At 38.5% G+C, this 25643-nt stretch carries 19 protein-coding genes; 13 read left to right on the forward strand and 6 right to left on the reverse strand.

Translation table 11 applies throughout. The features are described from left to right. Positions 1-7: 7 nt before the first annotated feature. Together queC and ACUNWD_RS16145 are read right to left on the reverse strand one after the other, a co-directional pair. Positions 8-658, reverse strand: a complete 651-nt coding sequence (gene queC / locus ACUNWD_RS16140; protein WP_445588873.1) for a 7-cyano-7-deazaguanine synthase QueC — start codon at positions 656-658, stop codon at positions 8-10. Further along, positions 658-1338, reverse strand: a complete 681-nt coding sequence (locus ACUNWD_RS16145; RefSeq protein WP_445588874.1) for a queuosine precursor transporter — start codon at positions 1336-1338, stop codon at positions 658-660. Before ACUNWD_RS16145 ends, queC begins: the two co-directional genes overlap by 1 nt. Before the next feature lie 171 nt (positions 1339-1509). Between ACUNWD_RS16145 and ACUNWD_RS16150 the strand changes: the two genes are divergently transcribed. Beyond that, positions 1510-2757, forward strand: coding sequence for a DEAD/DEAH box helicase (locus ACUNWD_RS16150; RefSeq protein WP_445588875.1), 1248 nt, complete (start codon positions 1510-1512; stop codon positions 2755-2757). A 38-nt stretch (positions 2758-2795) separates the two neighbouring features. Here ACUNWD_RS16150 and ACUNWD_RS16155 read toward each other — a convergent pair whose 3' ends face one another. After that, positions 2796-3476, reverse strand: coding sequence for a hypothetical protein (locus tag ACUNWD_RS16155; protein ID WP_445588876.1), 681 nt, complete (start codon positions 3474-3476; stop codon positions 2796-2798). 226 nt (positions 3477-3702) lie between these two features. On the opposite strand from ACUNWD_RS16155, the gene mfd reads away from it, so the two are divergent. The 5 genes from mfd to ACUNWD_RS16180 all read left to right on the forward strand — a co-directional run bounded on the left by mfd (position 3703) and on the right by ACUNWD_RS16180 (position 11590). After that, the gene (gene mfd, locus ACUNWD_RS16160) at positions 3703-7032 is read left to right on the forward strand and encodes a transcription-repair coupling factor (RefSeq protein WP_445588877.1); all 3330 of its coding nucleotides are present in this window, start codon (positions 3703-3705) and stop codon (positions 7030-7032) included. A gap of 157 nt (positions 7033-7189) precedes the next feature. Next, positions 7190-8095: a DUF6263 family protein gene (locus tag ACUNWD_RS16165; protein ID WP_445588878.1), complete on the forward strand. Its 906-nt coding sequence runs from the start codon at positions 7190-7192 to the stop codon at positions 8093-8095. Between the two features lie 244 nt (positions 8096-8339). Beyond that, the gene (locus ACUNWD_RS16170; RefSeq protein WP_445588879.1) at positions 8340-8732 is read left to right on the forward strand and encodes a BlaI/MecI/CopY family transcriptional regulator; all 393 of its coding nucleotides are present in this window, start codon (positions 8340-8342) and stop codon (positions 8730-8732) included. Next, positions 8732-10336, forward strand: a complete 1605-nt coding sequence (locus tag ACUNWD_RS16175) for a carboxypeptidase-like regulatory domain-containing protein (RefSeq protein ID WP_445588880.1) — start codon at positions 8732-8734, stop codon at positions 10334-10336. The genes ACUNWD_RS16170 and ACUNWD_RS16175 overlap by 1 nt, the downstream gene beginning before the upstream one ends. 525 nt (positions 10337-10861) lie before the next feature. Next, positions 10862-11590, forward strand: a complete 729-nt coding sequence (locus ACUNWD_RS16180; RefSeq protein WP_445588881.1) for a FadR/GntR family transcriptional regulator — start codon at positions 10862-10864, stop codon at positions 11588-11590. Here the strand turns inward: ACUNWD_RS16180 and ACUNWD_RS16185 are convergent. Both ACUNWD_RS16185 and ACUNWD_RS16190 read right to left on the reverse strand, forming a co-directional pair. Beyond that, positions 11587-12402, reverse strand: a complete 816-nt coding sequence (locus ACUNWD_RS16185) for an N-acetylmuramic acid 6-phosphate etherase (protein ID WP_445588882.1) — start codon at positions 12400-12402, stop codon at positions 11587-11589. The two genes, ACUNWD_RS16180 and ACUNWD_RS16185, sit on opposite strands and share 4 nt — an antisense overlap. Further along, positions 12402-13244 (reverse strand): ATPase, encoded by an 843-nt coding sequence (locus ACUNWD_RS16190; RefSeq protein WP_445588883.1) that lies wholly within the window; start codon positions 13242-13244, stop codon positions 12402-12404. The genes ACUNWD_RS16185 and ACUNWD_RS16190 overlap by 1 nt, the downstream gene beginning before the upstream one ends. Before the next feature lie 122 nt (positions 13245-13366). Between ACUNWD_RS16190 and nagB the strand changes: the two genes are divergently transcribed. From nagB to ACUNWD_RS16220, 6 genes are all read left to right on the forward strand, one after another. After that, positions 13367-15352 (forward strand): glucosamine-6-phosphate deaminase, encoded by a 1986-nt coding sequence (gene nagB / locus ACUNWD_RS16195; RefSeq protein ID WP_445588884.1) that lies wholly within the window; start codon positions 13367-13369, stop codon positions 15350-15352. A 123-nt stretch (positions 15353-15475) separates the two neighbouring features. Beyond that, positions 15476-16978 (forward strand): glycoside hydrolase family 10 protein, encoded by a 1503-nt coding sequence (locus ACUNWD_RS16200; RefSeq protein ID WP_445588885.1) that lies wholly within the window; start codon positions 15476-15478, stop codon positions 16976-16978. A 5-nt stretch (positions 16979-16983) separates the two neighbouring features. Next, positions 16984-18444, forward strand: a complete 1461-nt coding sequence (locus ACUNWD_RS16205) for a glycosyltransferase family 2 protein (RefSeq protein ID WP_445588886.1) — start codon at positions 16984-16986, stop codon at positions 18442-18444. Further along, positions 18444-19418, forward strand: a complete 975-nt coding sequence (locus tag ACUNWD_RS16210) for a DUF4922 domain-containing protein (protein WP_445588887.1) — start codon at positions 18444-18446, stop codon at positions 19416-19418. The genes ACUNWD_RS16205 and ACUNWD_RS16210 overlap by 1 nt, the downstream gene beginning before the upstream one ends. Position 19419: 1 nt before the next feature. After that, positions 19420-20751, forward strand: coding sequence for a SpoIID/LytB domain-containing protein (locus ACUNWD_RS16215; RefSeq protein WP_445588888.1), 1332 nt, complete (start codon positions 19420-19422; stop codon positions 20749-20751). 1 nt (position 20752) lies between these two features. Beyond that, a complete protein-coding gene (locus ACUNWD_RS16220) occupies positions 20753-22030 on the forward strand; it encodes an AmpG family muropeptide MFS transporter (RefSeq protein WP_445588889.1) in 1278 nt (425 codons plus the stop codon). Positions 22031-22078: 48 nt separating this feature from the next. Here the strand turns inward: ACUNWD_RS16220 and ACUNWD_RS16225 are convergent, their stop codons facing one another. Continuing rightward, on the reverse strand, positions 22079-22939 hold the full coding sequence (locus ACUNWD_RS16225; protein WP_445588890.1) for a sugar phosphate isomerase/epimerase family protein: 861 nt from the start codon (positions 22937-22939) through the stop codon (positions 22079-22081). 205 nt (positions 22940-23144) lie between these two features. On the opposite strand from ACUNWD_RS16225, the gene ACUNWD_RS16230 reads away from it, so the two are divergent. Then, positions 23145-25607, forward strand: coding sequence for a TonB-dependent receptor domain-containing protein (locus ACUNWD_RS16230; RefSeq protein WP_445588891.1), 2463 nt, complete (start codon positions 23145-23147; stop codon positions 25605-25607). Positions 25608-25643 lie beyond the last annotated feature (36 nt).

The raw sequence follows: 25643 nt of genomic DNA on the forward strand, positions 1-25643 counted from the left end.
TTTGCTTCTATTTTCTTCTTAAAAGATATGAATCCAACCCATTTTTGCGGAGTTTACATGCCGGGCAGTTTCCACAACCATCACCAATGATACCATTATAGCAGGTCAGCGTTTCGTTTCTTACCAAATCGAAAACTCCTAATTCATCTGAGAGTTCCCAAATCTGTTCCTTGTTTTTCCACATCAAAGGCGTATGAATTTCATACGAATAATCCATTGAGAGGTTCAGGGTTTGATTGAGTGATTGGATAAACTCATCACGGCAATCCGGATATCCGCTGTAGTCTGCCTGTCCCACTCCGGTTACGATATGCTGAATCCCCTGCGATTTGGCATACACCGAGGCATAGGTTAGAAAAAGCATATTACGCCCTTCCACCAAAGTGTTTGGCGGACGATTATCTGGCTTGTTTTGCTCTACCTCAACGTTTGGATTAGTAAGTGCATTATCCGTAATCTGGCTAAGCAAATCAAGTTTGAAAACATGAAATGGTACATTTGCCTTTTCAGCAATACTCTGAGCTATATCTAATTCCAAACGGTGTTTTTGCCCGTAATCAAACGAAATAGCTTCTACCTCAGAAAATTTCTCTTTCGCCCAAAAAAGACAGGTAGTAGAATCTTGTCCTCCTGAAAAAACAACTAAAGCTTTACTCATCAAATTTGTTTTAAGTTGAAGGGATTATACGAAATCTGCTTGTCATAACAATCTTCACCCTCAATCACTTTTATCCTATTTACAATCCAAATTGTCAGTGGAAGCACCAAAATTTCATAAGTGGTTTTTAGCAATGTTTGAGTAACAATCATTCCTAATATAACCGGATATGGGAACACTCCTATAAACGCTATGGTAATAAATAGGAATGAATCAGCTCCTTCGCCTGCTAAAGTCGATACAATAGCACGAATAGAAAATCCTTTGCCACCAGTCATCATTTTAAACTTGCTCATCACAAATGCATTCAAAAAAGAGCCGACTACATAAGCCATTAAACTTGCCAGGACAATACGAACCGAGCTTCCTAAAACGGATTGAAATGCTTCCTGTCCTTCGAAAAAAGGAGCGGCCGGCATGGCAATGGCAAGCATAAAAAAGAATGCAGCCAAAATATTTACACCGAATCCGGCCCAAATAATCATCCTGGCTTTTGCATACCCCCACACTTCCACAATCACATCATTAATGATATAGGCCAATGGAAAAATCAAGACACCAGCAGGCGCAGACCACTGACCAATCATGATTATTTTAGATGCTAAAATGTTAGAGATTAATAAACAGGCCGCGAAAAGCACTCCTGTCAACAGGAATAAAACTGAAACTTTATTTTTCATTCTTCTTGTTTTTTACGTGGTTATCAAGAACACGTTGTTCATAATGGCTGCAAAGATATGCATTTCAATTAATTTGCAACTTTCGGCTAAGAAAAAGTTAATGTACTTGCTCAATTAATTTTAGTAACTTTGCAGGCAGATTCTCATAAATGGAGCATCCGTAATTTTTGTATGAAGTTTGACGAGTTTGATTTACACGATGATATTTTAGATGCCCTGTTTGACATGGGCTTTAGTGAGGCCACAGAAATACAGGAAAAAACCATTCCCACCATACTTGAAGGTCACGATTTAATTGCCTGCGCACAAACAGGTACGGGAAAAACTGCAGCCTTTATTTTACCAATTCTTGATAAAGTTGCCGACTTTCCCGAAGGTAAAACAAAAGCTTTGGTGGTTGCCCCAACACGTGAGTTGGCTATTCAGATTGAACAGCAGGTCCAGGGATTCGCCTATTATCTGGGAATTACTTCTATTGCGTTATATGGAGGTGGCGATGGCAACGAATGGGAAGCTCAGCGTCAGGCTCTTGCAAAAGGAGTTGATGTAATTGTGGCAACTCCGGGTAAACTAATTTCATTTATTGATAATGATATTGCAAAAATGAATGAGGTTGAATTCGTGGTATTGGATGAAGCCGACCGCATGCTCGACATTGGCTTCTATGATGATATTATTCGGATATTTAGCCACTTACCCGAGAAGCGACAAACATTGATGTATAGTGCGACAATGCCCCCTAAAATCAGGCAACTTGCATCGAAAATCTTAACAAAACCTCAAGAATATAGTACTGCGATCAGCAAGCCTGCAGAAGGTGTTTTACAAGCGGCTTACCTTTGTTACGAAGAGCAAAAAACTCCACTTATTCAATCGTTAATTGCCGGAAAAGAAGACTGCCAAAGCATTCTGATTTTTAGCTCTACTAAAAAGAAAGTTTCGAGTATCGTTCGGGCACTCAAAAAGAAAGGATTTAATGCCGAAGGAATTTCTTCGGATCTGGAACAAAAGGAACGGGAACAAGTCTTGATGAATTTTAGAGCAAGACAGACCCGAATCCTCGTTGCCACCGATGTACTCAGCCGGGGAATTGACATCAAAGATATCAATCTGGTTATCAATTATGATGTACCGGGAGATGCTGAAGATTATGTCCACCGCATCGGTCGTACGGCTCGTGCAAATACTACAGGTATTGCCCTCACACTAATTAATGAAGACGATATGTATAAGTTTCAGCAAATCGAAACACTTATCGAAAGCGAAGTTTTTAAAGCTCCTCTTCCTGCTGAACTAGGTGATGGCCCCGAATGGAAAGTAAAACAAAAAGGAAGAGGTAAAGGTGGTTACAAAGGCAAACGAAATTTTCAGAAAAAAAGCCCCGGACATGGCAAACCCGGGGCCAAAAGGAGAAACTAGTTCTCACCGTTTCCAAACATCCCTAACTGAGGAATATTTTAGCGTTTCCATAATGGATACAAAAGATTCAGCATCAGCATGCGATTTCTCAACCCCTGATCTTTTGTAATCTCAATTGGTACATCCGGTACGTTTGTATAATTCAACATTCCCTGCATTTTTGTACCTCGAACATAATTAAGTGACCATTCTAAATCTCCTATTTTAGAACCAAGCCCAAGCGACCAATTAAATTCCGGCTTCACAGAAACGTAATCATAGTTTAGCAACCAGCTTGCTTCTAATCCAGACTGAACAAAGAAGTTGTTCTTCAATCGATACTTTAATTTTGCAGGTAATACAATGTAATGTTGCGGAAAGTTGAGCCACTCACCAGCAGAAGTATTGCTACCGTATGGAGAATAACCATAAGGGCTGTAACCATAGGTACTATATCCATACCCTCCATACTCATCACCAAAATAAGAATATTCAACCTGATACTTTTGGTTTTGTTTGTAGCGATACCCTACACCCAGACTCCCAAAAAACCTATTATGAATTGGGAACTCATAATACATTCCAATGCCTGCAGCAATTCCATCTTTCATGGAATTCCCCGGACTATCTTTGGGAGTATACCAACCACCTTCGGTATAAACTCCCAATTGCCCTTTTTCCTGAGCAATCGAAAATGAAAAAGACAAACACAGTAATAATAAAAATGTAATTGTTTTCATAATTTAAAAATAAATTAACTTAACTATTAAAATTTATTTCTCTATCATATTCATCCTAATCACTAGCAAATATATGACGATAAACAATGTGTTTTATTTAACTTAAATGAAAGAATGTGAAAGAAATTTAAAACAAATTGGCAATGTTAGTATTTGTTCATTCGAATCACTACACAACTTCCATCTTCAAACTAAAAAATCTATCTTTGGGCAAAATTGAACGATCTTGGAGTTGCAGGATTTTCGAAAAAAAGTCAATAAGCAAGAGGCTATTCAGTCACTGCTAAAGAAAATGAAAAACCCTGGTGAAAAAATTCACCTGCATGGTCTTGTTGGCTCTTCACTTTCGGTTGTTGTTTCAAGCCTGGCGGAAAAGCACAAGAAACCACTTATTATTGTTTTGAATGATAAGGAAGAAGCAGCCTATTTTTATGACGATTTAATTAATCTGCAAACTCCTACTCCCGTATTCTTTTTCCCGGGTTCGTACAAACGTGCCACCCAATACGACAAACCTGAGCAGGAGAATGTAATTCTTCGCACCGAGGTTTTGAATCAACTTCGCGAATCGAATCAGCTTTGTGTAATTACTTATCCGGAGGCCTTGTCAGAAAAAGTGATTTCTGGTGAAGGACTTGCATCACATAGTTTCGACATCAAGAAAGGAGACAAACTTTCCACTTCATTTTTAAATGACGTATTATTTGAATATGATTTTGAACGGGTTGACTTTGTAGTTGAACCGGGTCAGTATTCCATCCGAGGAAGCTTGATTGATATCTATTCATTCTCCAATGAAGATCCTTATCGAATTGACTTTTTCGGAGATGAAGTTGATAGTATTCGGAGTTTTGATATTGACAACCAGATTTCGAAAGAGCAGCTTAATAAAATTGTAATCATTCCCAACATTCAGGAAGGCCTGGATGATGAAAAGCGAGATCATTTTTTCAATTTCATTCCAAAAAAGAGTTGCCTGCTTTTTAAAGACATCCAGCTAACGACCGATCTGGTTGAGGATATATTTCAGCAAACCCAACAAGACCCGGATTTGACAGAAGAATTTAAATCCCGATTTGCTTTTGGGAATGAAATACTGGAAATCATCCCTGAGTTTTGCAGCATCGAAGCTGGAAATCGTTCTTATTTTAAAGCCGAAACAAGTATTCAATTTGAAACTTCGCCTCAGCCAATATTTAATAAGAACTTTGAAATGCTGGGTAATAACCTGCAGGAAAATGTAAAAAATGGATATACTAATTTTCTGCTTTCATCTAATGAAAAACAGATTGAGCGCCTGCATGCAATCTTCAATGATCAGGGACTAAATGTTCAATTTACCGACCTTAACTTCACCCTGCATGAAGGCTACATTGACCATGAACTGAATATTTGTTGCTATACCGATCATCAGATTTTTGAACGTTACCACCGATTCAAACTGAAAACCCGAAAAGCTGAACGGGAAAGCATTACGCTGAAAGAATTAAACAAACTACATCAGGGCGATTATGTGGTACACATTGATCAGGGTATTGGGAAATTTGCCGGTCTGGTAAAAACAGAAGTGAATGGGAAGATGCAAGAAACCATTCGCCTTACTTATCGCGACAATGATGTCCTTTTTGTAAGCATCCATTCACTGCACCGTATTTCAAAATACAAAGGGAAAGAAGGACTTGAACCCAAGATCAATAAATTGGGAAGCGGCACCTGGCAACGAATGAAAGAACGCACCAAGTCGAAAGTTAAAGATATTGCCAAAGAATTAATTGCCTTGTATGCCGAGCGACGCAAAGAAAAAGGCTTTGCTTTTTCTCCTGATAGTTACCTACAAAATGAGCTGGAAGCATCTTTTATTTACGAAGACACACCCGATCAATTAAAGGCAACTATTGCTCTGAAAAAAGATATGGAGCGGGAAATGCCCATGGATAGATTGGTTTGTGGTGATGTTGGTTTTGGCAAAACAGAAATTGCCATTCGTGGGGCCTTCAAAGCTGTTGCCGACAGCAAGCAGGTTGCCATTTTAGTTCCAACAACCATTCTGGCACTGCAACACTTCAAAACATTTTCAGACCGCTTGAAGGATCTGCCTGCACGGGTAGAATACATCAGTCGGTTGCGTCCAGCTGCAGAAATACGAAAAATATTAAAAGATGCCGAGGCCGGAAAAGTCGATATCCTAATTGGGACACACCGGCTGGTAGGAAAAGATGTAAAGTTTAAAGATCTGGGGTTATTAATTGTTGATGAGGAACAAAAATTTGGCGTTTCAGTTAAAGAAAAGCTGAAACAGCTAAAAGTAAATGTTGACACTTTAACGCTTACTGCAACCCCAATTCCCCGAACCTTGCAATTCTCTTTAATGGGCGCACGTGATTTATCAATCATCCAAACCCCTCCACCAAATCGATATCCAATTGTTACCGAACTGCATGGATTCAACGAAGATGTGATCCGCGAATCCATCAACTATGAAATTTCTCGAGGGGGTCAGGTATTTTTCATTCATAATCGTGTTCAAAATATCCATGAAGTTGAAGCGACTATCAAGCGAATTATTCCGAGTGCTAAAACCGTTGTTGGGCACGGACAGATGGAGGGGCCCAAACTGGAAAAAATCATGCTCGATTTTATCAATGGCGAATACGATGTATTGATTGCAACTACCATTATTGAATCAGGTTTGGATATTCCAAATGCCAACACCATCATCATTAACCATGCGCAAAACTTTGGATTGAGCGATCTTCACCAATTACGCGGAAGAGTTGGACGTTCCAATAAAAAAGCATTTTGTTATTTGCTCGCTCCCCCCTTGTCAACATTGAGTCCTGAGGCGAGACAACGACTGCGGGCAATTGAGGAATTTGCAGAATTAGGAAGCGGGTTTAACATTGCCATGCGCGATTTGGATATTCGTGGAGCAGGAAACCTATTAGGAGCTGAACAAAGTGGATTTATCGCTGATATTGGTTTTGAAACTTATCACCGTATTTTAAATGAAGCCATTCAGGAACTGAAACAAGGCGAGTTTAAAAGCCTTTTTGAAGAAGGAAAAGAAGACAGCGGACAGGTTTTTCTGCAATCCAAATTCATTAATGATTGCCAAATTGATACTGATATGGAATTGCTATTCCCGGATAGTTACATTCAGAGTGTTTCGGAACGAATGCTTCTTTATCGTGAACTGGATAGCATGGAAAACTCCGAAGGACTTCTGCAATTTGAAAATGGTTTGATTGATCGCTTTGGAAAACTCCCCCCAAATAGTAAAGAATTGTTGGAGGTTGTGCGCCTACGATGGGTAGCGATTGAATTAGGTATTGAACGCATTATCCTAAAGAATCAAAAAATGATCTGCTACTTCATTTCCGATCAACAATCACCTTATTACCAATCTCCGGTTTTTGGAAAGATCTTACAATTCGTGCAGACTAATCCTTCCAAATGTCGAATGAAAGAGAAAAAGGATAAACTCAGCCTCAGTTTTGAACGCGTGAAAAGTATAAGTGTTGCAAAAATTATTTTGGAAGAAATATCCAATATTTAACAACACGTCTGTAAATTCCTACCACTCACCGAAACATAATCCATCTTCAACTAAAATTTTCAGATATTGGATCGTGATAAACTGTTTAAAGTTTATCAATACTATTGCACAATGTTTTTACATAATCTATTTTTATCAAAAAATTAAAATTCAACTTATGCAAATTCAAAAAACCACCCTGCTACTAATTATTGCCAGTCTGTTCTTTTCCTTTTCTACTCAAGCAAAAACAAAGAAACTACTTCGTTTAAATTTAGAGAAAGGGTCTGTTTATGAAATGATCATGGACATGAACAACGATATGGACCAGGAAATGATGGGGCAGCAAATTAAAATGACCCAGCATATGCAAATGGGTGCATCCATGACTGTTTTGGACGTTCTACCAAACAACAATTTTTTGATTAGCTACAACTACACAACCATGAAAATGGACATGGATGCGATGGGGAACAAAATGTCTTTTGATTCGAACAGCCAGGATACTGATAATCCAGCTTTTGACGCTTTAAAAGGAATTACAAAAATCAAACTGCAAATGGAAATTACCCCACTGGGCAAAGTTGAAAACATTGAAGGGTTTGACAGTTTTAGTGAAGCATTTGGAGCGAATGAACAAGTGAAAACGATGCTAAAGATGTTCTCAGATAAAGAATCATTCAAGTCAACTTTCGGTCAAACATTTAATTATTTCCCCGAAGATAAAATTTCGGTTGGTGATAGCTGGAATGCCAGTCAAAAAATGGAAGCATTTATGAATATGGACATCGATATGCATTTTGAAGTTACTGACATTCAAGAAGATGATGTGACATTAAAAGTAAATTCGGATATTAACTCCAATACATCAACCGAGCAAAACGGCATGAATATGAACATTGAAATGACCGGTAATCAAGCAGGTGAAATGTCAATAAATGCCAAAGATGGGATGCTTACATCATCAAACATGATTCAGGATATCAACATGCTAATGAAGATGAATAACCCGCAATCCAATGAAGATATGGAAATACCGATGAAAATGAATTCGACTGTTAAAGTAACTTTCAACAAAAAATAGAAATTCACCCTAAGGTTGCTCAGATTTGGGCAACCTTTTTTCTCCTTCTCTCAAAACAAATCCCACTTTTCACCCTCGAAATTTCTCTTTATCCTATTTTTTCGTCCCGCACCAACAATCTCACACATCTAGCTATCATCACATTATGTGTTATTTACTATATTTGTAGTAATATTCCTACAAGAATAGTTTGTTTTGTAATTCCTATTACTATATTTGTAGTAGAAAATAAAATTGAATACTCATGGATATCATGCAACTGACCAAAGCAGAGGAACAAGTAATGCAATTTGTGTGGAAACTTAACGAAACAATAGTGAAAGATGTGGTTGATCAATTTGATGATCCAAAACCTGCATACACTACTGTGGCAACAGTGCTTACTGTTTTAGAAAAGAAAGGATTTGTGAGCCGCAGAAAAATTGGAAATACCAATCTTTTTTCTCCTGCAATCAGTAAAAAAGACTATACCAAATTTCAATTTTCTTCATTGTTAAAAAACTATTTCAACGGTTCTTTTCCGAAAATGGCAACCTTTTTCGCCAAAGAAAATCAGCTGGATATTGAAGATTTGGAAACTATATTAAAGCAAGCTCAAGAGGAGCTGGGGAATGATCAACCTAAAAAGATTGAGTAATGGAAAGTTTATTCGAGATATTATTTCGCATATCCATATCGGTAAGTTTATTCTTTGCTTTGTATTGGATACTTTTGCGTAAATCCACACATTTTAAAGCGAACCGGTATTTCCTAATCTTCTCTTTAGTTTTCTCAATCGTTGTGGCCATCTTCCCTGTTCAATATGAAGTGCTGGTCGAGAACGCTGCAAAAACAACAAATACGGATTTAGCAGAAGTATTTAAAAACACTGATGGCAGAGCTCCCTTTCTTTTTGAAGAAAGTTCCAGTTTCTCATGGCAATACGCAGGACTCATCGTCTATTTTAGTGGAATTGCTTTCTTTTTACTACGCTTGATCATTCAAACATGGAAGCCCCTTCAAATCATTTTAAAATCGAAATCAAGAAGAATAGATAACCAGTTGATTTTGGAGAACAACCAATTCTCATTGCCATTTTCATTTTTTAATCGAATTTTCATTAACCCGAAATATCACAAACGGGAAGAACTAACTGACATTCTTGCCCACGAAAAAGTGCACATTCGTGAGCGTCATTGGGTCGACCTGCTTATTATCGAACTGTTAACAGTGTTTCTATGGTTCAACCCATTTATTTGGCTGTTTGAACATGCAATTAAGCAAAACCATGAATACCTGGCTGACGAAGGTGTATTAACCCGGGGCCATTCACCTGTCAGGTATCAGGCACTATTAATTAACCAGCTAATGGGCATGCAGGTAATTGGACTAACCCACAACCTGAACTTTGCCCTTGGCCCAACTCGTTTAAAAATGATGACAAAACAGAAAACGCCCAAACGAAAATTAATTCGAATGGCTTGGGCTCTTCCAATTGTAGCCATGCTACTGGTAGCATTCGCAAAACCGGAATACAAATACCAGCAACAGGAAAAGAGCACTGATTCCGAAATGAAACTCTATAATCCGAAAACTTTTAAATCATCAAAAGAACTTAAGGTTGAGGGGATCATTTTGGATGAAAATATGGAGCCACTTCCCGGAGCATCTGTCCTACTGCAAGGAACGACTACCGGAGCCGTTGCGGATAAGGATGGGAAATTTGAACTGGAAATTCCTACTAATACAGAAGTTGCTTTGGTTGTTTCATTTGTAGGATATAAGACCGTCGTTAACGAGGTTACTTTTGACGAAAAGAAAGCCAAGTTAAATTACAAAATCTCAATGGAGAAAGAGGTGATCGCAATAAGTAACGATTTTTCTGAAGAGACACCACCGCCTCCACCACCCCCGCCAGTAATTGAACAAAAGGTTGATGATTCAAAAGAAGTATTTTTTATAGTCGAAGAAATGCCTCATTATCCTAACGGTCATTATGGGCTTGGTAAATATGTAAATGCCAAACAGAATGATTTTAAGGCACTTCTTTTCTTTGAAGGCAAAAAACTGGAAGGAAAGGCCACAATTGGGTTTACTGTAAATACAAAGGGTGAGGTTACTAATGTCCAGGTATTGGACAAAACAACGGACATTGCCGCTAAAGTAGCGACTCAAATTGTATCCGGTATGGAAAAATGGTCACCGGGAAAACAACGTGGAAAACCAGTTAATGTGAACTTCGCTTTACCATTTGAATTTTAGAAAATAGGAAACAGAAGTTTTAGAAAGGGTGCTTTTTTAAGCATCCTTTTTTTTTGTGGCTTCCCGTAAAATAAAAAGGCAGTCCTCTGACTGCCTTTTCTGCCCCGATCTCTCGGGAACTAACCTAAACCAACTAAACCTAATAAACCATGAGCATTCCGAAAACTGTGGACCCCTGAATAAACAGGGAGTTTTCGTCTTGCCATTGTTTAGCACACATTAAATAAATAACGTGTACTTCGATTTCGGCTCAAAGATATCAAAAAAATTCAAGAGATAAACAAAGTTGTTTATCAAAACAGGCCTGATAAACCACATAATACATTCAATAGTTCTCTAGACCCGGTGTGATGCAAATCTAAATACGATCAAATCCTTGCATTAGCTTCAATTTGCAATTCATATAGAATAATTGAATTCTAAAAATTATTGTTATTTTGCCATTACAAACCAAGTTTTGCGGATATTATTTATTTGTAAATTAAAATACTTGAATGCACAAAACTGTAGCTGCAACTTTTTATCATGGATGAAATTTTCAAAAAAATAGGGACCACTCAAACGCTTAGTCAAAAAATTGAGCGAAACATTGAACGTGCCATTCGGGAAAAAAAGTTAGTTGTCGGTGCAAAGTTGCCCTCGGAAAGAGAACTTTGCGAAATGTTTGCAGTTAGCAGAACTGCACTTCGGGAAGCTTTAAGAAGATTAAGCGCCAGGGGATTAATTGAGATAAAAAAAGGGAGTGGAATGTTCGTAAAGCGCATCGAAATGAAAGATGCAATTAAGTCATTGAACCTCTATTACGATTTAAAATTTGATAATAATCTGATTAGCCAAATTATCGAAGTGCGCATGGCTTTTGAACCGGAAATTGCCCGCATGGCAGCCTTAAATCGTACCGACGAAGACCTGAAATTAATGGAACAAAATCTGATTGATTTTGCCAAATGTGATCCGGATAATACACAGCTTGAATCAGATATTGATAATAAATTTCATCTACTGGTGGCTCGTGCAACAGAAAACCCAATTGTAATTGTAACCATGGAGCCTGTCCACAACCTACTTCCACGGATGAGGAGTTTTATTTATGCCAATATTGAAGGTGAAAAAGAAATTACACTTGGTTTTCACAAGGAAATAGTCAATGCTATTCGGGAAGGCGATTCAGACAGAGCCTATGAGAAAATGCAGGCTCACTTGTCGAGAAACCTAGAGGTTTTCAATAAGTTTTTAAAACAAAGTTTGCCTTAACCTTGGTTTCTTAATTCATCCAATACTTTTTTCACAGATCCATATTTTTCTAGCATTTTCGCTGCCACATCAACATCAATGCCGGTCTCTTCAACAATCATTCGAACGCCACGATCAATCAGCTTTCGATTATTCAATTGCATGTTCACCATTTTATTTCCTTTTACACGATCCAGCTTTATCATTAATGAAGTCGTGATCATGTTTAGAATTAATTTTTGAGCTGTTCCTGCTTTCATCCGTGTGCTGCCCGTCACAAATTCAGGCCCAACGATCACCTCAATTGGAATATCAACCTCTCGGGCTAAGGGAGTTTTTAAATTATTGGTAATACAGGCTGTAAGCATTCCGTGTTTACGAGAATGTGTAACCGCACCCACGACATAGGGTGTACTCCCGGAAGCTGCAATGCCCACAACTGTATCATTTTTTGAAACTTTATAATCCTGCAATTCCTTCCAACATAAATTCTCATCATCTTCGGCAGATTCAACCGCTATCCGCAAGGCCTTATCTCCACCTGCAATTAAGCCGATGACCAAATCATAACCTACACCATAGGTTGGTGGAATTTCAGAAGCATCCAGTATTCCAAGCCGACCACTTGTTCCTGCACCCACATAAAACAACCGACCACCCACCTTCATCCGTTCCACAATTAAACTCACCAATTTTTCTATTTGTGGAATTACTCGTTCAATCGCCGGTAGTACTTTTTTATCCTCTTGATGAATTCCCCGAAGCAATTCTCCAACAGACATTTGCTCCAAATTTTGATAATTAGACGATGACTCTGTAATTTTTTGACTCATTAAACTCCTTTGTTTTCGTGATAAGAAATCAATCCATCTACTGGTTCTTTAATAATTTTTCCAACAATAAGCTGCTCCTCATTAAGAACCTCTTTGAGTATTTCCCGAAAGAAATAAGCTATTGATCCGACAAAATTTATGGGAAACACATCAGAACCGGAAATGGTCTTCACATTTCGTTGAATGAATTGATGGAACGATTGTTTTACCAATTGCTGACAATAACAACTTTCTATATTTTCAGATACGAAAATGCTAAAGCCCGCCAAATATTGATTCGATTTTGGTTGCCTGTAAGTTTTTTCAAGAACTATATCTTTATTTATTTCAAACCTGCCCTGAAAATTAGCCTGTAAATCCTCAGGCATTATTCTTTTGAAAAAGTCTCCTAACAATTGTTTCCCAAAATGTGTACCACTTCCCTCATCTCCAAGTATAAAACCTAAAGGGGGAATATTATCGATGATTTTTTCACCGTCAAACAAACAAGCATTGGAGCCAGTACCTAAAATACAAGCTATTCCGGGTTCTTCACCACAAACAGACCGGGCTGCACCAACTAAATCACTATGCAACTCAATTGAAATCTCTCCAAAAACTTGCTGCAATGCTGTTCTTATAATTGATGCTTTCTCTTCATTAATTATTCCACTTCCATAAAAAAAGACAGATTGAACTGACTGAACGAGTGGTAATAACTTTTCGTTAAGCTCTTGCTCTATATCTTCACTAGTCCTGAAAAATGGATTCATACCAGAAGTTTCAACTTCTTGAACCGAGCCTCTACTGCCTATTAACCGCCAGGATGTCTTTGTAGATCCGCTATCTGCTATCAACTTCATATCACAAATTTAAAATTATTTTTAGCAATGTAAAGCTAACTGGTAACATGTATGACCAATTTTGTTTTTATTAAAATTTACCTTTAATTTTGCTTCCAATCTAAATCAAAATTCCTTATCCGATGGACTTAAAAAATAAGCTTAATTCAAACAATCCACTGTTTTACGGTACCACCTACCATAAACCAAAAAATTTAGCACACAGGGACATTCTTGTTAAATACGAAAAAATCCCAACCATAATTTGTGATGAATCAAAGGAAGCTTCCCAGCTTGTAGCAAAGGAAATTGCTGAAAAAATTAAGGATAAGCAACAAAAGAATGAGTTATTCATTCTTGGTTTGGCAACCGGATCAACCCCGATTGGTGTTTATTCAGAATTCGTCCGCATGCACCGGGAGGAAGGACTTAGCTTTAAAAACGTTGTCACTTTCAACCTGGATGAATACTATCCAATGAATAAAGAATCGGTTCATTCCTATTACTTATTCATGCACAAGCATTTATTCAACCATATTGACATACCACCAGAAAATGTAAATATTCCCAAGGGAGATTTAGAGTATAATGAAATCTACGAGTTTTGTCAGATGTATGACCAAAAGATAAAATCGTACGGTGGACTTGATATTCAGCTATTAGGAATTGGAAGAACAGGACATATCGGCTTTAACGAACCAGGATCACAACTAAATTCAAATACTCGGTTAGTTGTTTTGGACACCTTGACGAAACAAGATGCAGCCCGGGAGTTTGGAGGAATCACCAAGGTCCCAATGAGAGCCATTACAATGGGAATCGACAGCATCATGAATGCTAAAAAAGTATATTTACTTGGACTAGGGGAAGGCAAGGCTGGTATTTTGAAAAAAACTGTCGAAGGACCAATAAGTGAACAAGTTCCCGCGAGCTATTTGCAATTGCATAAAAATGCCCAAATGGTTTTGGACATGGGGGCCGCAATGGAACTTACCCGGGTGAAAACACCATGGCTAGTTGACACTTGCGATTGGAATTCAGACCGCTTAGTTCGCAAAGCTGTTGTTTGGCTTTGTCAACAAACAAAAAAACCAATTCTTAAACTTACAACAACAGATTATATTAATCATGGGCTCAGCGATCTCATCTCCGACAAAGGATCAGCTTATTCCCTCAACATCAAGGTCTTCAACGACCTTCAACACACAATTACCGGATGGCCGGGAGGAAAACCCAATGCAGATGATTCGCATCGTCCGGAAAGGAAAAATCCGGCTCAAAAAAGAGTAGTTGTATTCAGTCCTCACCCAGATGATGATGTCATCTCAATGGGAGGAACTTTGATCAGGTTAGTAGAACAGGGTCATGAAGTTCATGTTGCTTACCAGGTTTCAGGAAATATTGCGGTATCTGATGAATATACCAACCGGTTTATTTCCTTTCATAATTTGTATACCAACTATTATGATTCGGGCAATGAAAAGGAAAAGGAGCAGTACGAAAAAACCATCAAATTCCTGAAAGAAAAGAAAAACGATGAAAAAGACATTGAAGATATTCGGGTTTTAAAAGGATTAATCAGGCGCATGGAAGCAAAAGCTGCCTGCCGCTTTGCTGGGGTGAATAGTAACAACGTACATTTTCTGGACCTTCCCTTTTACGAAACAGGTGCAGTTGAAAAGAATCCACTTTCGATCGACGATGTTGAAATCCTGAAAGATTTTTTAAGAGATCTAAAGCCTCATCAAATTTTTGCTGCAGGTGATTTATCCGATCCGCATGGTACGCACCGGGTTTGTCTCGATGCAATCCTCTACGCGCTTGAAGACATTAAGGAAGATGACTGGATGAAAGATTGTTGGCTATGGTTATATCGGGGAGCATGGCACGAATGGGATATTGACCAAATTGAAATGGCAGTACCTATTAGTCCGGAAGAATTGTATCGGAAACGAGAAGCAATCTTTCGCCATCAATCACAAAAAGAAGGAGCAATGTTTATGGGTGATGACAGCCGTGAGTTTTGGCAACGTGCGGAAGACCGAAACCAAGCAACAGCTAAGCTTTATGATGAAGTTGGAATGGCTGAATATGAAGCAATGGAGGCATTTGTTCGATACTATCCATAAAAAACACATTAGATAAAACTGAATAGTAAGGATTAAATCTTTTTGTATAAGTTATATTTGTCAAAGTTTGATTGTTTAAACAACAAAACTTTGTGACAAAACTTATTTACATCAAAGATGATTATGAGATTTTTCCTTTATGTACTTTTTATTTTAACTCCGGTACTTGCGATCGCCCAAGTAAATCCAAAACATGAATTTCGGGCAGCATGGGTTGCAACTGTTTCGAATGTAGACTGGCCTTCAAAACCAGGTTTAAGCATCGATCAACAAAAATCGGAAGCAATCAGATTATTGGAAACCCTGCAAAAAAATGGTTTCAATGCTGTCATTTTTCAGGTTCGTCCAGCGAGTGATGCTTTTTATCCGTCCAAGCTTGAACCTTGGTCTCGATATCTAACGGGAACTCCGGGAAAATCTCCGGGATATGATCCATTGGCTTTTTGGATCGAAGAATCTCATAAACGAAATATGGAATTCCACGCTTGGTTCAATCCGTACAGGGTAGCTCAAAAAGCAGACGAACCGCTGGCATCAACTCATATTGCGTTTCAGCATCCCGAGTGGGTTATCAAGTATGGTGATAAGCTTTATTTTGACCCGGGACTTCCACAAACGCAAGACTTCATCGCACAAGTTGTTCTTGATGTGGTTTCCAGGTATGATGTTGATGCCATTCATTTTGATGATTACTTTTACCCCTATCCAATCGCCGGAAGTGCATTCCCAGACACAGCCTCATTCCGCCGATACAATCGTGGGTATTCAGTTGAGCAAATTGCAGACTGGCGTCGAGACAATGTAAATCAAATCATTCAGAAACTCGATAAAACCATTAAATCAACCAAACCGTGGGTGAAATTTGGAATCAGTCCGTTTGGTGTTTGGCGCAATAAAAAAGATGATGTAAGAGGTTCTGATTCCTCTGCAGGAACTACCAACTACGACCAGCTTTATGCCGACATACTGAAATGGCAGGAAGAGGGTTGGATTGATTATATGCTTCCGCAATTGTATTGGGAATTTGGGCATCCAGCTGTTGACTATGCCATGCTCAGTCAATGGTGGAATGATAATTCATTTAATCGAGCATATTATATTGGCCATGCAGTTTATAAATTGGATCCGGCATCTCCTGTTGAAAGCTGGAAAAAAAGTGAGCAGCTGACGAACCAAATCCGTTCTGCCAGAAAGTTAGCCAATTTTAGAGGCAGCGCTTTTTTCAGTGCTAAGCATTTCTACAAACAATTGGACGGATTTAAGGATAGTTTGCAGCAAAAAATTTACAATTCAATTGCGATAGTCCCAGCCATGCCATGGATGGACAACCAAGCTCCTGATAAGCCTGCAAAATTAAAAAAAGGGTGGTTCAAAAAAATCAAATGGGAAAAACCTTTGGCAACTCATGAAATGAACGAAGCAAAGCGTTTTATCATCTATAAAAATCCGGTGGGCACTAAATTCGATCCTGAAAATCCCCATTACATTGAAAAAATTACAAATCACCAAAAAATTAAGCTGGAAAGAGGAAATGGCTCCAAGCGAGATTATGAGATTCGGGTCAGTGCATTGGATCGCTTGAATAACGAGAGCATAACGACCAAACCAGTCATCGTAAAACTATAAAACTTATGACTAGATGCCTAGATTGCTTTATTGCATGGAAAGGAAATGAGAATACATCCGATATTATACTGGAGTTAAAAAGATCTCCATTAGTTGCCAATATTTTTGTGCTTTGTCCAGAACCAATTGAAATAGAATCAGCAAAAGTCTTAGTCTCAAAAAATCCCTATTCTACAGAAACGATTGAGTTAATTGCAGATAATACGACCAGCAAATTTGCTTTGATCTCATTGCAAAACAACCAACTTCAGATTGGTCAATTTGCTATTGAAAGAATAATTCAGCTTGCAATTAATTCGGATGCAAGCATGATCTACAGTGATTATTACGAGCTTAAAAACGGCGTTCGTTCAAATCATCCTGTAATCGACTATCAGTTCGGAAGTTTGCGTGATGATTTCAACTTTGGACCTGTTCAGATCTTTCGGCAAAACATACTGAAAGAATTTACTTCTGAAAATTATCCGGAATGGAGCCAAGCAGGATATTATTCGCTTCGACTTTTGGCTTCCCGAAGGGGAGATATATGCCGTATTCCAGAATTTCTTTTCACCATGGACGAAATGGACACCAGAAAATCTGGCGAAAAACAGTTTGACTATGTGAGTGGAGATGCCCGCCTGAAGCAGATTGAAATGGAAGAAGCCTGCACAGCACATTTAAAAGAAATAGATGGTTTCCTGTCTTCCGATTTTAAACCCGTTGATTTTTCCGGTTCGTTTCCTGTTGAGGCCAGCGTAATTATTCCTGTCAGAAACCGGATTAAAACGATTGAAGATGCCGTAGATTCAGTACTTTCTCAAAAAGCAAATTTTGATTTCAATCTTATTGTAGTTGACAACCATTCAAATGACGACACCACCGAAATTCTGAAAAATTACAAAGATGATCGGTTAATTCACATCACCCCGGAACGAGAAAATTTGGGAATTGGCGGCTGTTGGAATGAAGCAGTTTTTCATCAGGAATGCGGACGTTTTGCCGTGCAACTGGATAGTGATGATCTCTATTTCGATGAGAATACTCTTCAAAAGATTGTTGACAAGTTCTATGAAGAGAAATGTGCAATGGTTATCGGATCCTATCAAATGTGCAATTTTGATCTGGAAGAAATTCCTCCGGGACTAATCGACCACAAGGAATGGACACCCGACAATGGTCCAAATAATGCACTCCGAATAAACGGACTGGGTGCCCCCCGAGCATTTTCCACACCGATACTGAGAGAGATTCGAATACCTAATACCAGTTATGGCGAAGATTATGCAGTTGGCCTTGCTATTTCACGAATCTATAAAATTGGCAGGATATACGACGCCATATATCGATGCAGGCGCTGGGAAGATAATTCCGATGCCTCTTTGGATATTGCAAAACAAAACGTTCACAATGCATACAAAGACAGTTTGCGCACTTTTGAACTAAAAGCAAGAATTCAACTAAATAAAGAAAAAGCTGGAAATTAGTGTCTAATCCTTATTTACATACCGAAAAGCAAAATTTGCATGAGAAAGTCGAGGAACTTATTAAAGAACAGACTTCCAACTGGCCGTTAGCTAAACGAAACTATTCAGACCTAAAAAAGATCGAGTCTAAAAGTTTCGGTTTTCAGCACTGTCAAATTCAAGTTCAATTTAATCCCGAACGTATTCGTTCCTCTGCAGCAAAAGTAGATGCAAAGTCGATAAGCGAACGGCCTTGCTTTTTATGTGAAAGCAACCGCCCCCCAGAACAAAATTATATTGATCTTGGGGATAAATATTCTATTCGGATCAATCCCTTCCCCATTTTTGAAAAGCATTTAACTATTTCCCTGAATCAGCATGTTCCTCAGGAAATTGAGCCATATTTTGTCGACATGCTAGAAATCAGTCAACTTTTGCCTGCGTTCACCATCTTTTACAATGGACCAAAATGTGGTGCATCAGCACCTGATCATTTTCATTTTCAGGCGGTCGGCAAAAACCAATTGCCAGTTGAACGAGAATTGAAGAATACTACAGATATTGACGATCCGACAGTGATTAATAAAGATGAAATAACGATTCAATATAAAAACAGTAATTATTTACGGAAAGTGCTTGTGTATAAATCTTCTTCAAAAGAAAAACTCAAAAGCTATTTCAAAAGAACACTATCTATTTTAAAGGAGCGGGATCAAGATGGTGAACCCATGATGAACGTTTTGGCTAATTTTGAGGAAAATGAATGGAACCTATTTCTGTTTCCTCGCGATTTACAGCGACCTTCTCAATATTTTGAAAAAGGGGAAAAACAATTGGTTATGAGCCCAGCATCAGTGGAAATGGGTGGGCTGGTAATTTTACCTCGCGAAGAAGATTTTGAGAAAATAACCAGCAATGATCTGGCGGATATATACAAACAGGTCACCATTAATGATCTGGATTTTAAAAAATTAATAGAAAAACTAAAAAGATAGGATGAATTCACAACCGGAAATCCACGTTGGAATCATGATCGATCCGGTCATTTCATTTACCCTCCAAGGTGACTATGAAATTGGAAAAACGCTACTCTGGGGATCGTTTCAGGCTTTTGCATTTGGCGATAAAATCAAACTGGTTTCGAAAGAATTTGACACACTTGTCAGCAAAGAATTCATTTTTCATTCAACACTAGCAGGCAACTCCTTTACTTTGAAAGAGGTGACCATTGGTGTTGATTTTCATTGGGAGCAAAAAGAGGAACAAACGTTCAGGGGAAGTTTAAAATTGATCAACGAAAATGGGAAAGTTCAGGCAATAAACATTGTTCCTTTGGAAGAATATTTGCGATCGGTAATTTCCTCCGAAATGAGTGCAAGCAGTTCATCGGAACTGTTGAAAGCTCATGCTGTAATTTCTCGAAGCTGGCTGCTTGCACAAATTGAAAAGAGCAAAAAGCTAAACGACACTCAAAATGAATATCCATCTTTTAAGCAAAACGAAGATGAATTAATCCGTTGGTATGATCGCGAAGATCATGAACTATTTGACGTTTGTGCTGATGATCACTGCCAGCGCTACCACGGAATCACCAAAATAATTAGTGAACGAGCCCAAGAAGCAATTGATGAAACTTTCGGCAAAGTATTGACAGCCAACAACCAAATTTGTGACGCTCGCTTTTCCAAATGTTGCGGGGGAATCTCCGAGAATTTTGAAAAAGTCTGGGAACCGGTTCGCCACAGCTATTTAACCAAAATTGTCGACTCGGAATATGCCAACACCACTTGCGTTGATTTACGTCAGGAAGATGAAGCAGAGGAATGGATTCGAAATCACCCTCACGCTTTTTGTAACACTTCCGATCCAAACATTTTATCGCAAGTGCTTCCAGATTTCGATCAAAAAACCACGGACTTCTTTCGGTGGAAAGTAAGCTATTCACAAAACGAACTGGCCTGCTTGATTCAGAAAAAAACAGGTTCTGATTTTGGTCAGATTATTAAATTAGAGCCAATTGAAAGAGGACATTCTTCAAGATTGATCAAAGTGAAGATTGTGGGAACAAAGAAAACACTCACCATCGGTAAGGAATTAGAAATTCGCCGAACGCTGTCTGAAAGCCATCTATACAGTTCGGCCTTTGTAATTGATCATTTGGAAGTTAAAGATGGCATCCCTCAAAAATTCGTTTTAATCGGAGCCGGATGGGGCCACGGAGTCGGACTTTGCCAAATTGGTGCGGCCGTAATGGGGGAAAAGGGTTATTCGTACCAATCCATTTTAAAACACTATTTTAGAGGAACTGAGCTGAAAAAAATATATTGAAATGAAAAAAGCCGCTACCAAAAATGCATGGGCATGGATTCCCTCCCTCTATTTTGCAGAAGGATTGCCTTATGTTTTCGTTATGACGGTTTCTGTGATCATGTACAAACGTCTGGATATATCAAATACCGACATTGCGTTGTACACAAGTTGGTTGTATTTGCCTTGGGTAATCAAACCTATATGGAGCCCAATAATTGATAATCTCCGTACGAAACGTTTTTGGATTATTAGCATGCAATTGCTGGTTGGAGGCGCTCTAGCGGGAGTTGCTTTTACGCTGCCCATGAGTAACTTTTTTCAATACAGCCTTGCATTTCTTTGGCTGATGGCTTTCAGTTCTGCAACGCACGATATTGCTGCGGATGGATTTTACATGCTTGGACTCTCCAAACATGACCAGGCATTTTTCGTTGGAATCCGAAATACGTTCTATCGACTTGCCATGTTGGCAGGGCAGGGGCCTTTGGTAATCTTAGCAGGGCATATGGAAAAAATTGTCGAGAATACTTCATGGGCATGGAGCATCACGTTCTTTATTTTTGCAGCTCTTTTTGCGGCTTTCTGTTTATGGCATTTATTAATACTTCCCTACCCAAAAAGTGACGAGAAAAGAGGAGGCAAAAGCATTGAAGAAATTATGTCTGATTTTCTGGAAACTTTTACTTCATTTTTTAAGAAAGAAGGGATTGGCGTTGCCTTGTTATTTATTCTTGTTTTTCGTTTAGGAGAAGCACAATTAGTCAAGCTCGCATCTCCATTTTTATTGGACGACCTTTCAGAAGGTGGGCTGGCGCTCACAACCAGCAACATCGGTTTTGTGTATGGAACAGCAGGAATTATTGCCCTCACTCTTGGGGGTATTTTGGGTGGTGTTTTAGTTTCAAAACACGGTATTAAAAAATGGCTCTGGCCCATGGTTTTTGCCATGAACCTCCCCAACCTGGTATATGTTTTCCTGTCGTTTGTTCAAACACAAAACCTGGGAATTATAACTGCCTCGGTAGTGGTTGAGCAATTTGGATACGGCTTTGGGTTCACTGCCTACATGCTGTATATGATCTTCCTTTCGGAAGGCAAGCATAAAACTGCTCATTATGCATTGTGCACCGGTTTTATGGCTTTGGGAATGATGATTCCGGGAATGATCAGTGGCTGGATACAGGAAATGATTGGATATAAATATTTCTTTGTCTGGGTTATTATCTGTACAATTCCCGGATTTGTCATTATTAATTTCCTGAAAATCGATCCGAAATTCGGAACGAAACAAGCATAAAAAAGCCCGGTTCAGTGAACCAGGCTTCTCCAGTATAATTATTGAAATCTACTTTGTATACTCAGCATTATTCAGGAATTCGTAACTTTTCTGAACACTTACCAAAGGTTCAAAATTGTAACGTTCAACCTCAACCACATAGTTTTTCATACCGGCTTTGTCAGCCGCTTCAAAAATTGGTTTGAAATCCATTTTACCGCTGGCACCTAATTCTTCAACGTCTTTAACGTGGTACAATTCAAAGCGACCAGGATATTTTTCAAAGTAATCAAGTGCATTTTTGCCACCTTCCTGAATCCAGTACAAGTCTAATTCGAACATTACTTTATCAGGATCAGTATTTTGAACCAGGTAATCGTAGAAAATGTTACCGTCCAATTCTACTTCGAATTCATGAGCATGATTGTGATAACCAAAGCGGATTCCCGCTTCATTACACATTTCACCTACTTTGTTGTAATAATCACAATACATTTGCAAAGTATCCAAGCTACGATATGAATTACCACCCATTGAAGGTTTTACAATCCACTCAGCTCCAACAGCTTTGTGTGCGGCAATACATTCTTTCCACCATTCCATTGCTTTATCCCATTCGCCTTCTTTAGGAAGATCGATTCCTGTGTGAGAACCTCTCATTTCCATCCCATTTTGCTCTAATAGAGCTTTAAAAGCAGCAGGTTCCATCCCATAGAATTTACCATTATTATAACCGGCAGCTTCAACATAGGCATAGCCAATTTCTCCCAATTTTGCAATTGTTGCTGTTGCATCTTTGCCCATATCATCACGAACTGACCAAAGTTGGATACCAATTTCCTTTTTAGGTGGAGTACTTGTACAAAAACTGAAACTCATTGCAATCAGGACGAATGCAGTAAGAGTTAAAAAAATGTTTCGAAGTTTCATCTAGTGTTTATTTGAGTTAATAGTTGATTTAATACAATGACAAATATAACCAAATCATTCTCATGATAATATTCAAACTTCATTTTTGACATCAAAATCCCATATCTTCTTACTGTTTACAATTATTAACAACGAATTTGAATTACCCTCTTAAACCATCTGTTTATGTATATGTCTTAGAACATATAAACTTTAAAACAGAAACATGCAAGTCAAGAAAGCAATTTTTGCTCTACTGGTATTTTTCAATTTTGCAGTAGTGGCTCAGCCGCCTATGCAAGATGAAAACGCTCCAAGAGCAAGATCTACGATTATGGGGAAGATTATTGACGCTGAAACCAGGCAGAATATGGAGTATGCAAATGTTTCAATTTTCGCACAAGATTCCTCGCTTATTTCCGGAAGTATTACAAATGCCGATGGGGAATTCATGATCGATCATATTGATTATGGGACCTACTACATCGAAGCAAATTTCATTGGATTTAATAAAACCCGAATCAATAACATTGAAATTAACAAAGAGCATAAGGAAATAGATCTGGGGACTATTGAATTATCTCCATCAACCCAGGAAATTGGAACTGTAAATGTTGTTGCTGATCGATCCAGAGTGGAATACAAAATCGACAAAAAAGTGATTAATGTCAGCCAGGATATCAACGCCGCTGGGGGCACTGCTGTTGATGTACTGGAAAACACACCATCTGTTGAAGTGGATATTGAAGGAAATGTAAGCCTGAGAGGATCTTCAAGTTTCACCGTTTTAATTGATGGTAAACCAAGCGTGCTTGAAGGAAGTGATGCACTTCGTCAGCTACCGGCTTCTGTTATCGAAAATATTGAAATCATTACTAATCCTTCTGCAAAATACGATCCTGATGGCATGGCTGGAATTATCAATATTGTCATGAAAAAGAATGTATTGTCGGGATTTAATGGGATCGTTAATGCAATGATCGGAACACGGGATAAATACAGGTCTGATCTGACGTTAAACTACAGAACGTCAAAAACCAATCTTTTCTTTGGTGCAGATTTCAGTGATGAAACGTTTTATGGTTCCGGAAACTCGGAGCGTGAAACATATAAGGGTGATACAACGACTTATCTTATTTCAGATGGAACACGCGATTTTGGAAGAGATGGATATCGATTTAAAGGCGGTTTAGACATCTACCTGACGGATTTATCAACGTTGACTTTCTCAGGAACGTACGGCGAATACGGACGAAAAAGTGGAGGAGAAAGTACACTTCATGAATTTACATTGCCAGCGAGCACGGATGTTTACTCAATCGAAATTGAAGACTCTAAAAGAGAGGGAACCTATTTCAATACAAACATCAATTTTCAGCAAAAATTCAACGAAGATGGGACTCATAAATTAGATGCTCTTTTTTATTACTCGAATAGCGTTGGAGACGACTATGAATTTGAAGATGAATATTACACCAACTCTGATTTTGTGCAGACAGGAGGATATTTGGCACGAATAAAAACATTGGAAACGGAAGATGAAGACGAATACCGTATGGAACTGGATTATACTAAACCAGTTGGGAGTGAAGGTAGATTTGAAGCCGGCTTTCAAAGCAGGATCGATCGTGAATTTGAAGACTATTCATTTAACGATTGGGATAACGATGCCAATGACTATATCGACAATCCTCAATTCTCGAGCTCGCAACATTTTAAAAGAGACATACTTGCCGGGTATTCCACATTTGCCAACAACTTTGGGAACTTTAAATACCAGCTCGGTTTGCGTGGAGAATATACTAATCGAAGTATTGAGCATGAAAAGTCAAGTGAACCGGCAAAACTTAACCGTTTTGATTTGTTTCCCACGGTCCATTTTTCTTACGAGTTTTTAAACAAACTTCAGTTAATGACCAGTTATAGTCGCCGAATTGATCGTCCGGGTGGCAGGGATTTAGATCCGTTCCCAAATTATTATAACCGGTACACAATCAGATACGGAAATCCGGAATTAAATCCAGAATACACTGATTCTTATGAATTGGGCGTAATGAAAAGTTACGGCAAATCATTTATCTCTTTGGAAGGATTTTATCGGGTAACAAACAACCTAATCACACAAGTTACCGAATTAGGAGATGATGGCATTTTCTATATTAACACTGAAAATCTAAACAACGATTATTCGCTGGGGTCTGAAATCATGGGAAACCTGAGCATTAATGACTGGCTAATTCTTAACTCAAGCTTTTCGATCTATCAATATAGAATTAAGGGAGAGATACTTGGCGAATCTATTAATCGGGAAAGTACCAACTATACGGGTCGTTTAAATACAACCATCAAATTCTCGCCAGACTCACGTTTACAGATGACAGGTTACTATCGTGGCCCATCGGTATCAGCGCAGGGCGAACGGTCGAGTTTCTTTTTCACCAACTTATCGTACCGTCAGGATTTGCTCAAAAAGAAATTGACAGCAACACTGAGTTTGAGAGATGTATTTGGTACAATGAATTATGAACGAACTTCCAGTGGTGTTGACTTCAAAGATGTTTATAAACGGGAACGCGAATCGCAGGTGTTCACATTAACTTTAAGCTATAAAATAAACAACTTCAAAATGGACAAAGGCGGTGGTGGAGACGGAGTCCGGGAGATGGATTACGACGATGGAGGATTTTAAAACATAAGAAAAGGAAGCTTAAAAGCTTCCTTTTCT

The sequence above is a fragment of the Sunxiuqinia sp. A32 genome, assembly GCF_052690465.1.

Bases quoted from the DNA above. Each gene is read 5' to 3' on its own strand.
- ACUNWD_RS16215 (WP_445588888.1), top strand. From the start codon at position 19,420: ATGAATTCACAACCGGAAATCCACGTTGGAATCATGATCGATCCGGTC.
- ACUNWD_RS16190 (WP_445588883.1), bottom strand. From the start codon at position 13,244: ATGAAGTTGATAGCAGATAGCGGATCTACAAAGACATCCTGGCGGTTA.
- ACUNWD_RS16185 (WP_445588882.1), bottom strand. From the start codon at position 12,402: ATGAGTCAAAAAATTACAGAGTCATCGTCTAATTATCAAAATTTGGAG.
- ACUNWD_RS16180 (WP_445588881.1), top strand. From the start codon at position 10,862: ATGGATGAAATTTTCAAAAAAATAGGGACCACTCAAACGCTTAGTCAA.
- ACUNWD_RS16145 (WP_445588874.1), bottom strand. From the start codon at position 1,338: ATGAAAAATAAAGTTTCAGTTTTATTCCTGTTGACAGGAGTGCTTTTC.
- queC (WP_445588873.1), bottom strand. From the start codon at position 658: ATGAGTAAAGCTTTAGTTGTTTTTTCAGGAGGACAAGATTCTACTACC.
- ACUNWD_RS16170 (WP_445588879.1), top strand. From the start codon at position 8,340: ATGGATATCATGCAACTGACCAAAGCAGAGGAACAAGTAATGCAATTT.
- ACUNWD_RS16200 (WP_445588885.1), top strand. From the start codon at position 15,476: ATGAGATTTTTCCTTTATGTACTTTTTATTTTAACTCCGGTACTTGCG.
- ACUNWD_RS16175 (WP_445588880.1), top strand. From the start codon at position 8,732: ATGGAAAGTTTATTCGAGATATTATTTCGCATATCCATATCGGTAAGT.
- ACUNWD_RS16230 (WP_445588891.1), top strand. From the start codon at position 23,145: ATGCAAGTCAAGAAAGCAATTTTTGCTCTACTGGTATTTTTCAATTTT.
- ACUNWD_RS16220 (WP_445588889.1), top strand. From the start codon at position 20,753: ATGAAAAAAGCCGCTACCAAAAATGCATGGGCATGGATTCCCTCCCTC.
- ACUNWD_RS16155 (WP_445588876.1), bottom strand. From the start codon at position 3,476: ATGAAAACAATTACATTTTTATTATTACTGTGTTTGTCTTTTTCATTT.
- ACUNWD_RS16150 (WP_445588875.1), top strand. From the start codon at position 1,510: ATGAAGTTTGACGAGTTTGATTTACACGATGATATTTTAGATGCCCTG.
- ACUNWD_RS16225 (WP_445588890.1), bottom strand. From the start codon at position 22,939: ATGAAACTTCGAAACATTTTTTTAACTCTTACTGCATTCGTCCTGATT.
- nagB (WP_445588884.1), top strand. From the start codon at position 13,367: ATGGACTTAAAAAATAAGCTTAATTCAAACAATCCACTGTTTTACGGT.
- ACUNWD_RS16165 (WP_445588878.1), top strand. From the start codon at position 7,190: ATGCAAATTCAAAAAACCACCCTGCTACTAATTATTGCCAGTCTGTTC.
- ACUNWD_RS16205 (WP_445588886.1), top strand. From the start codon at position 16,984: ATGACTAGATGCCTAGATTGCTTTATTGCATGGAAAGGAAATGAGAAT.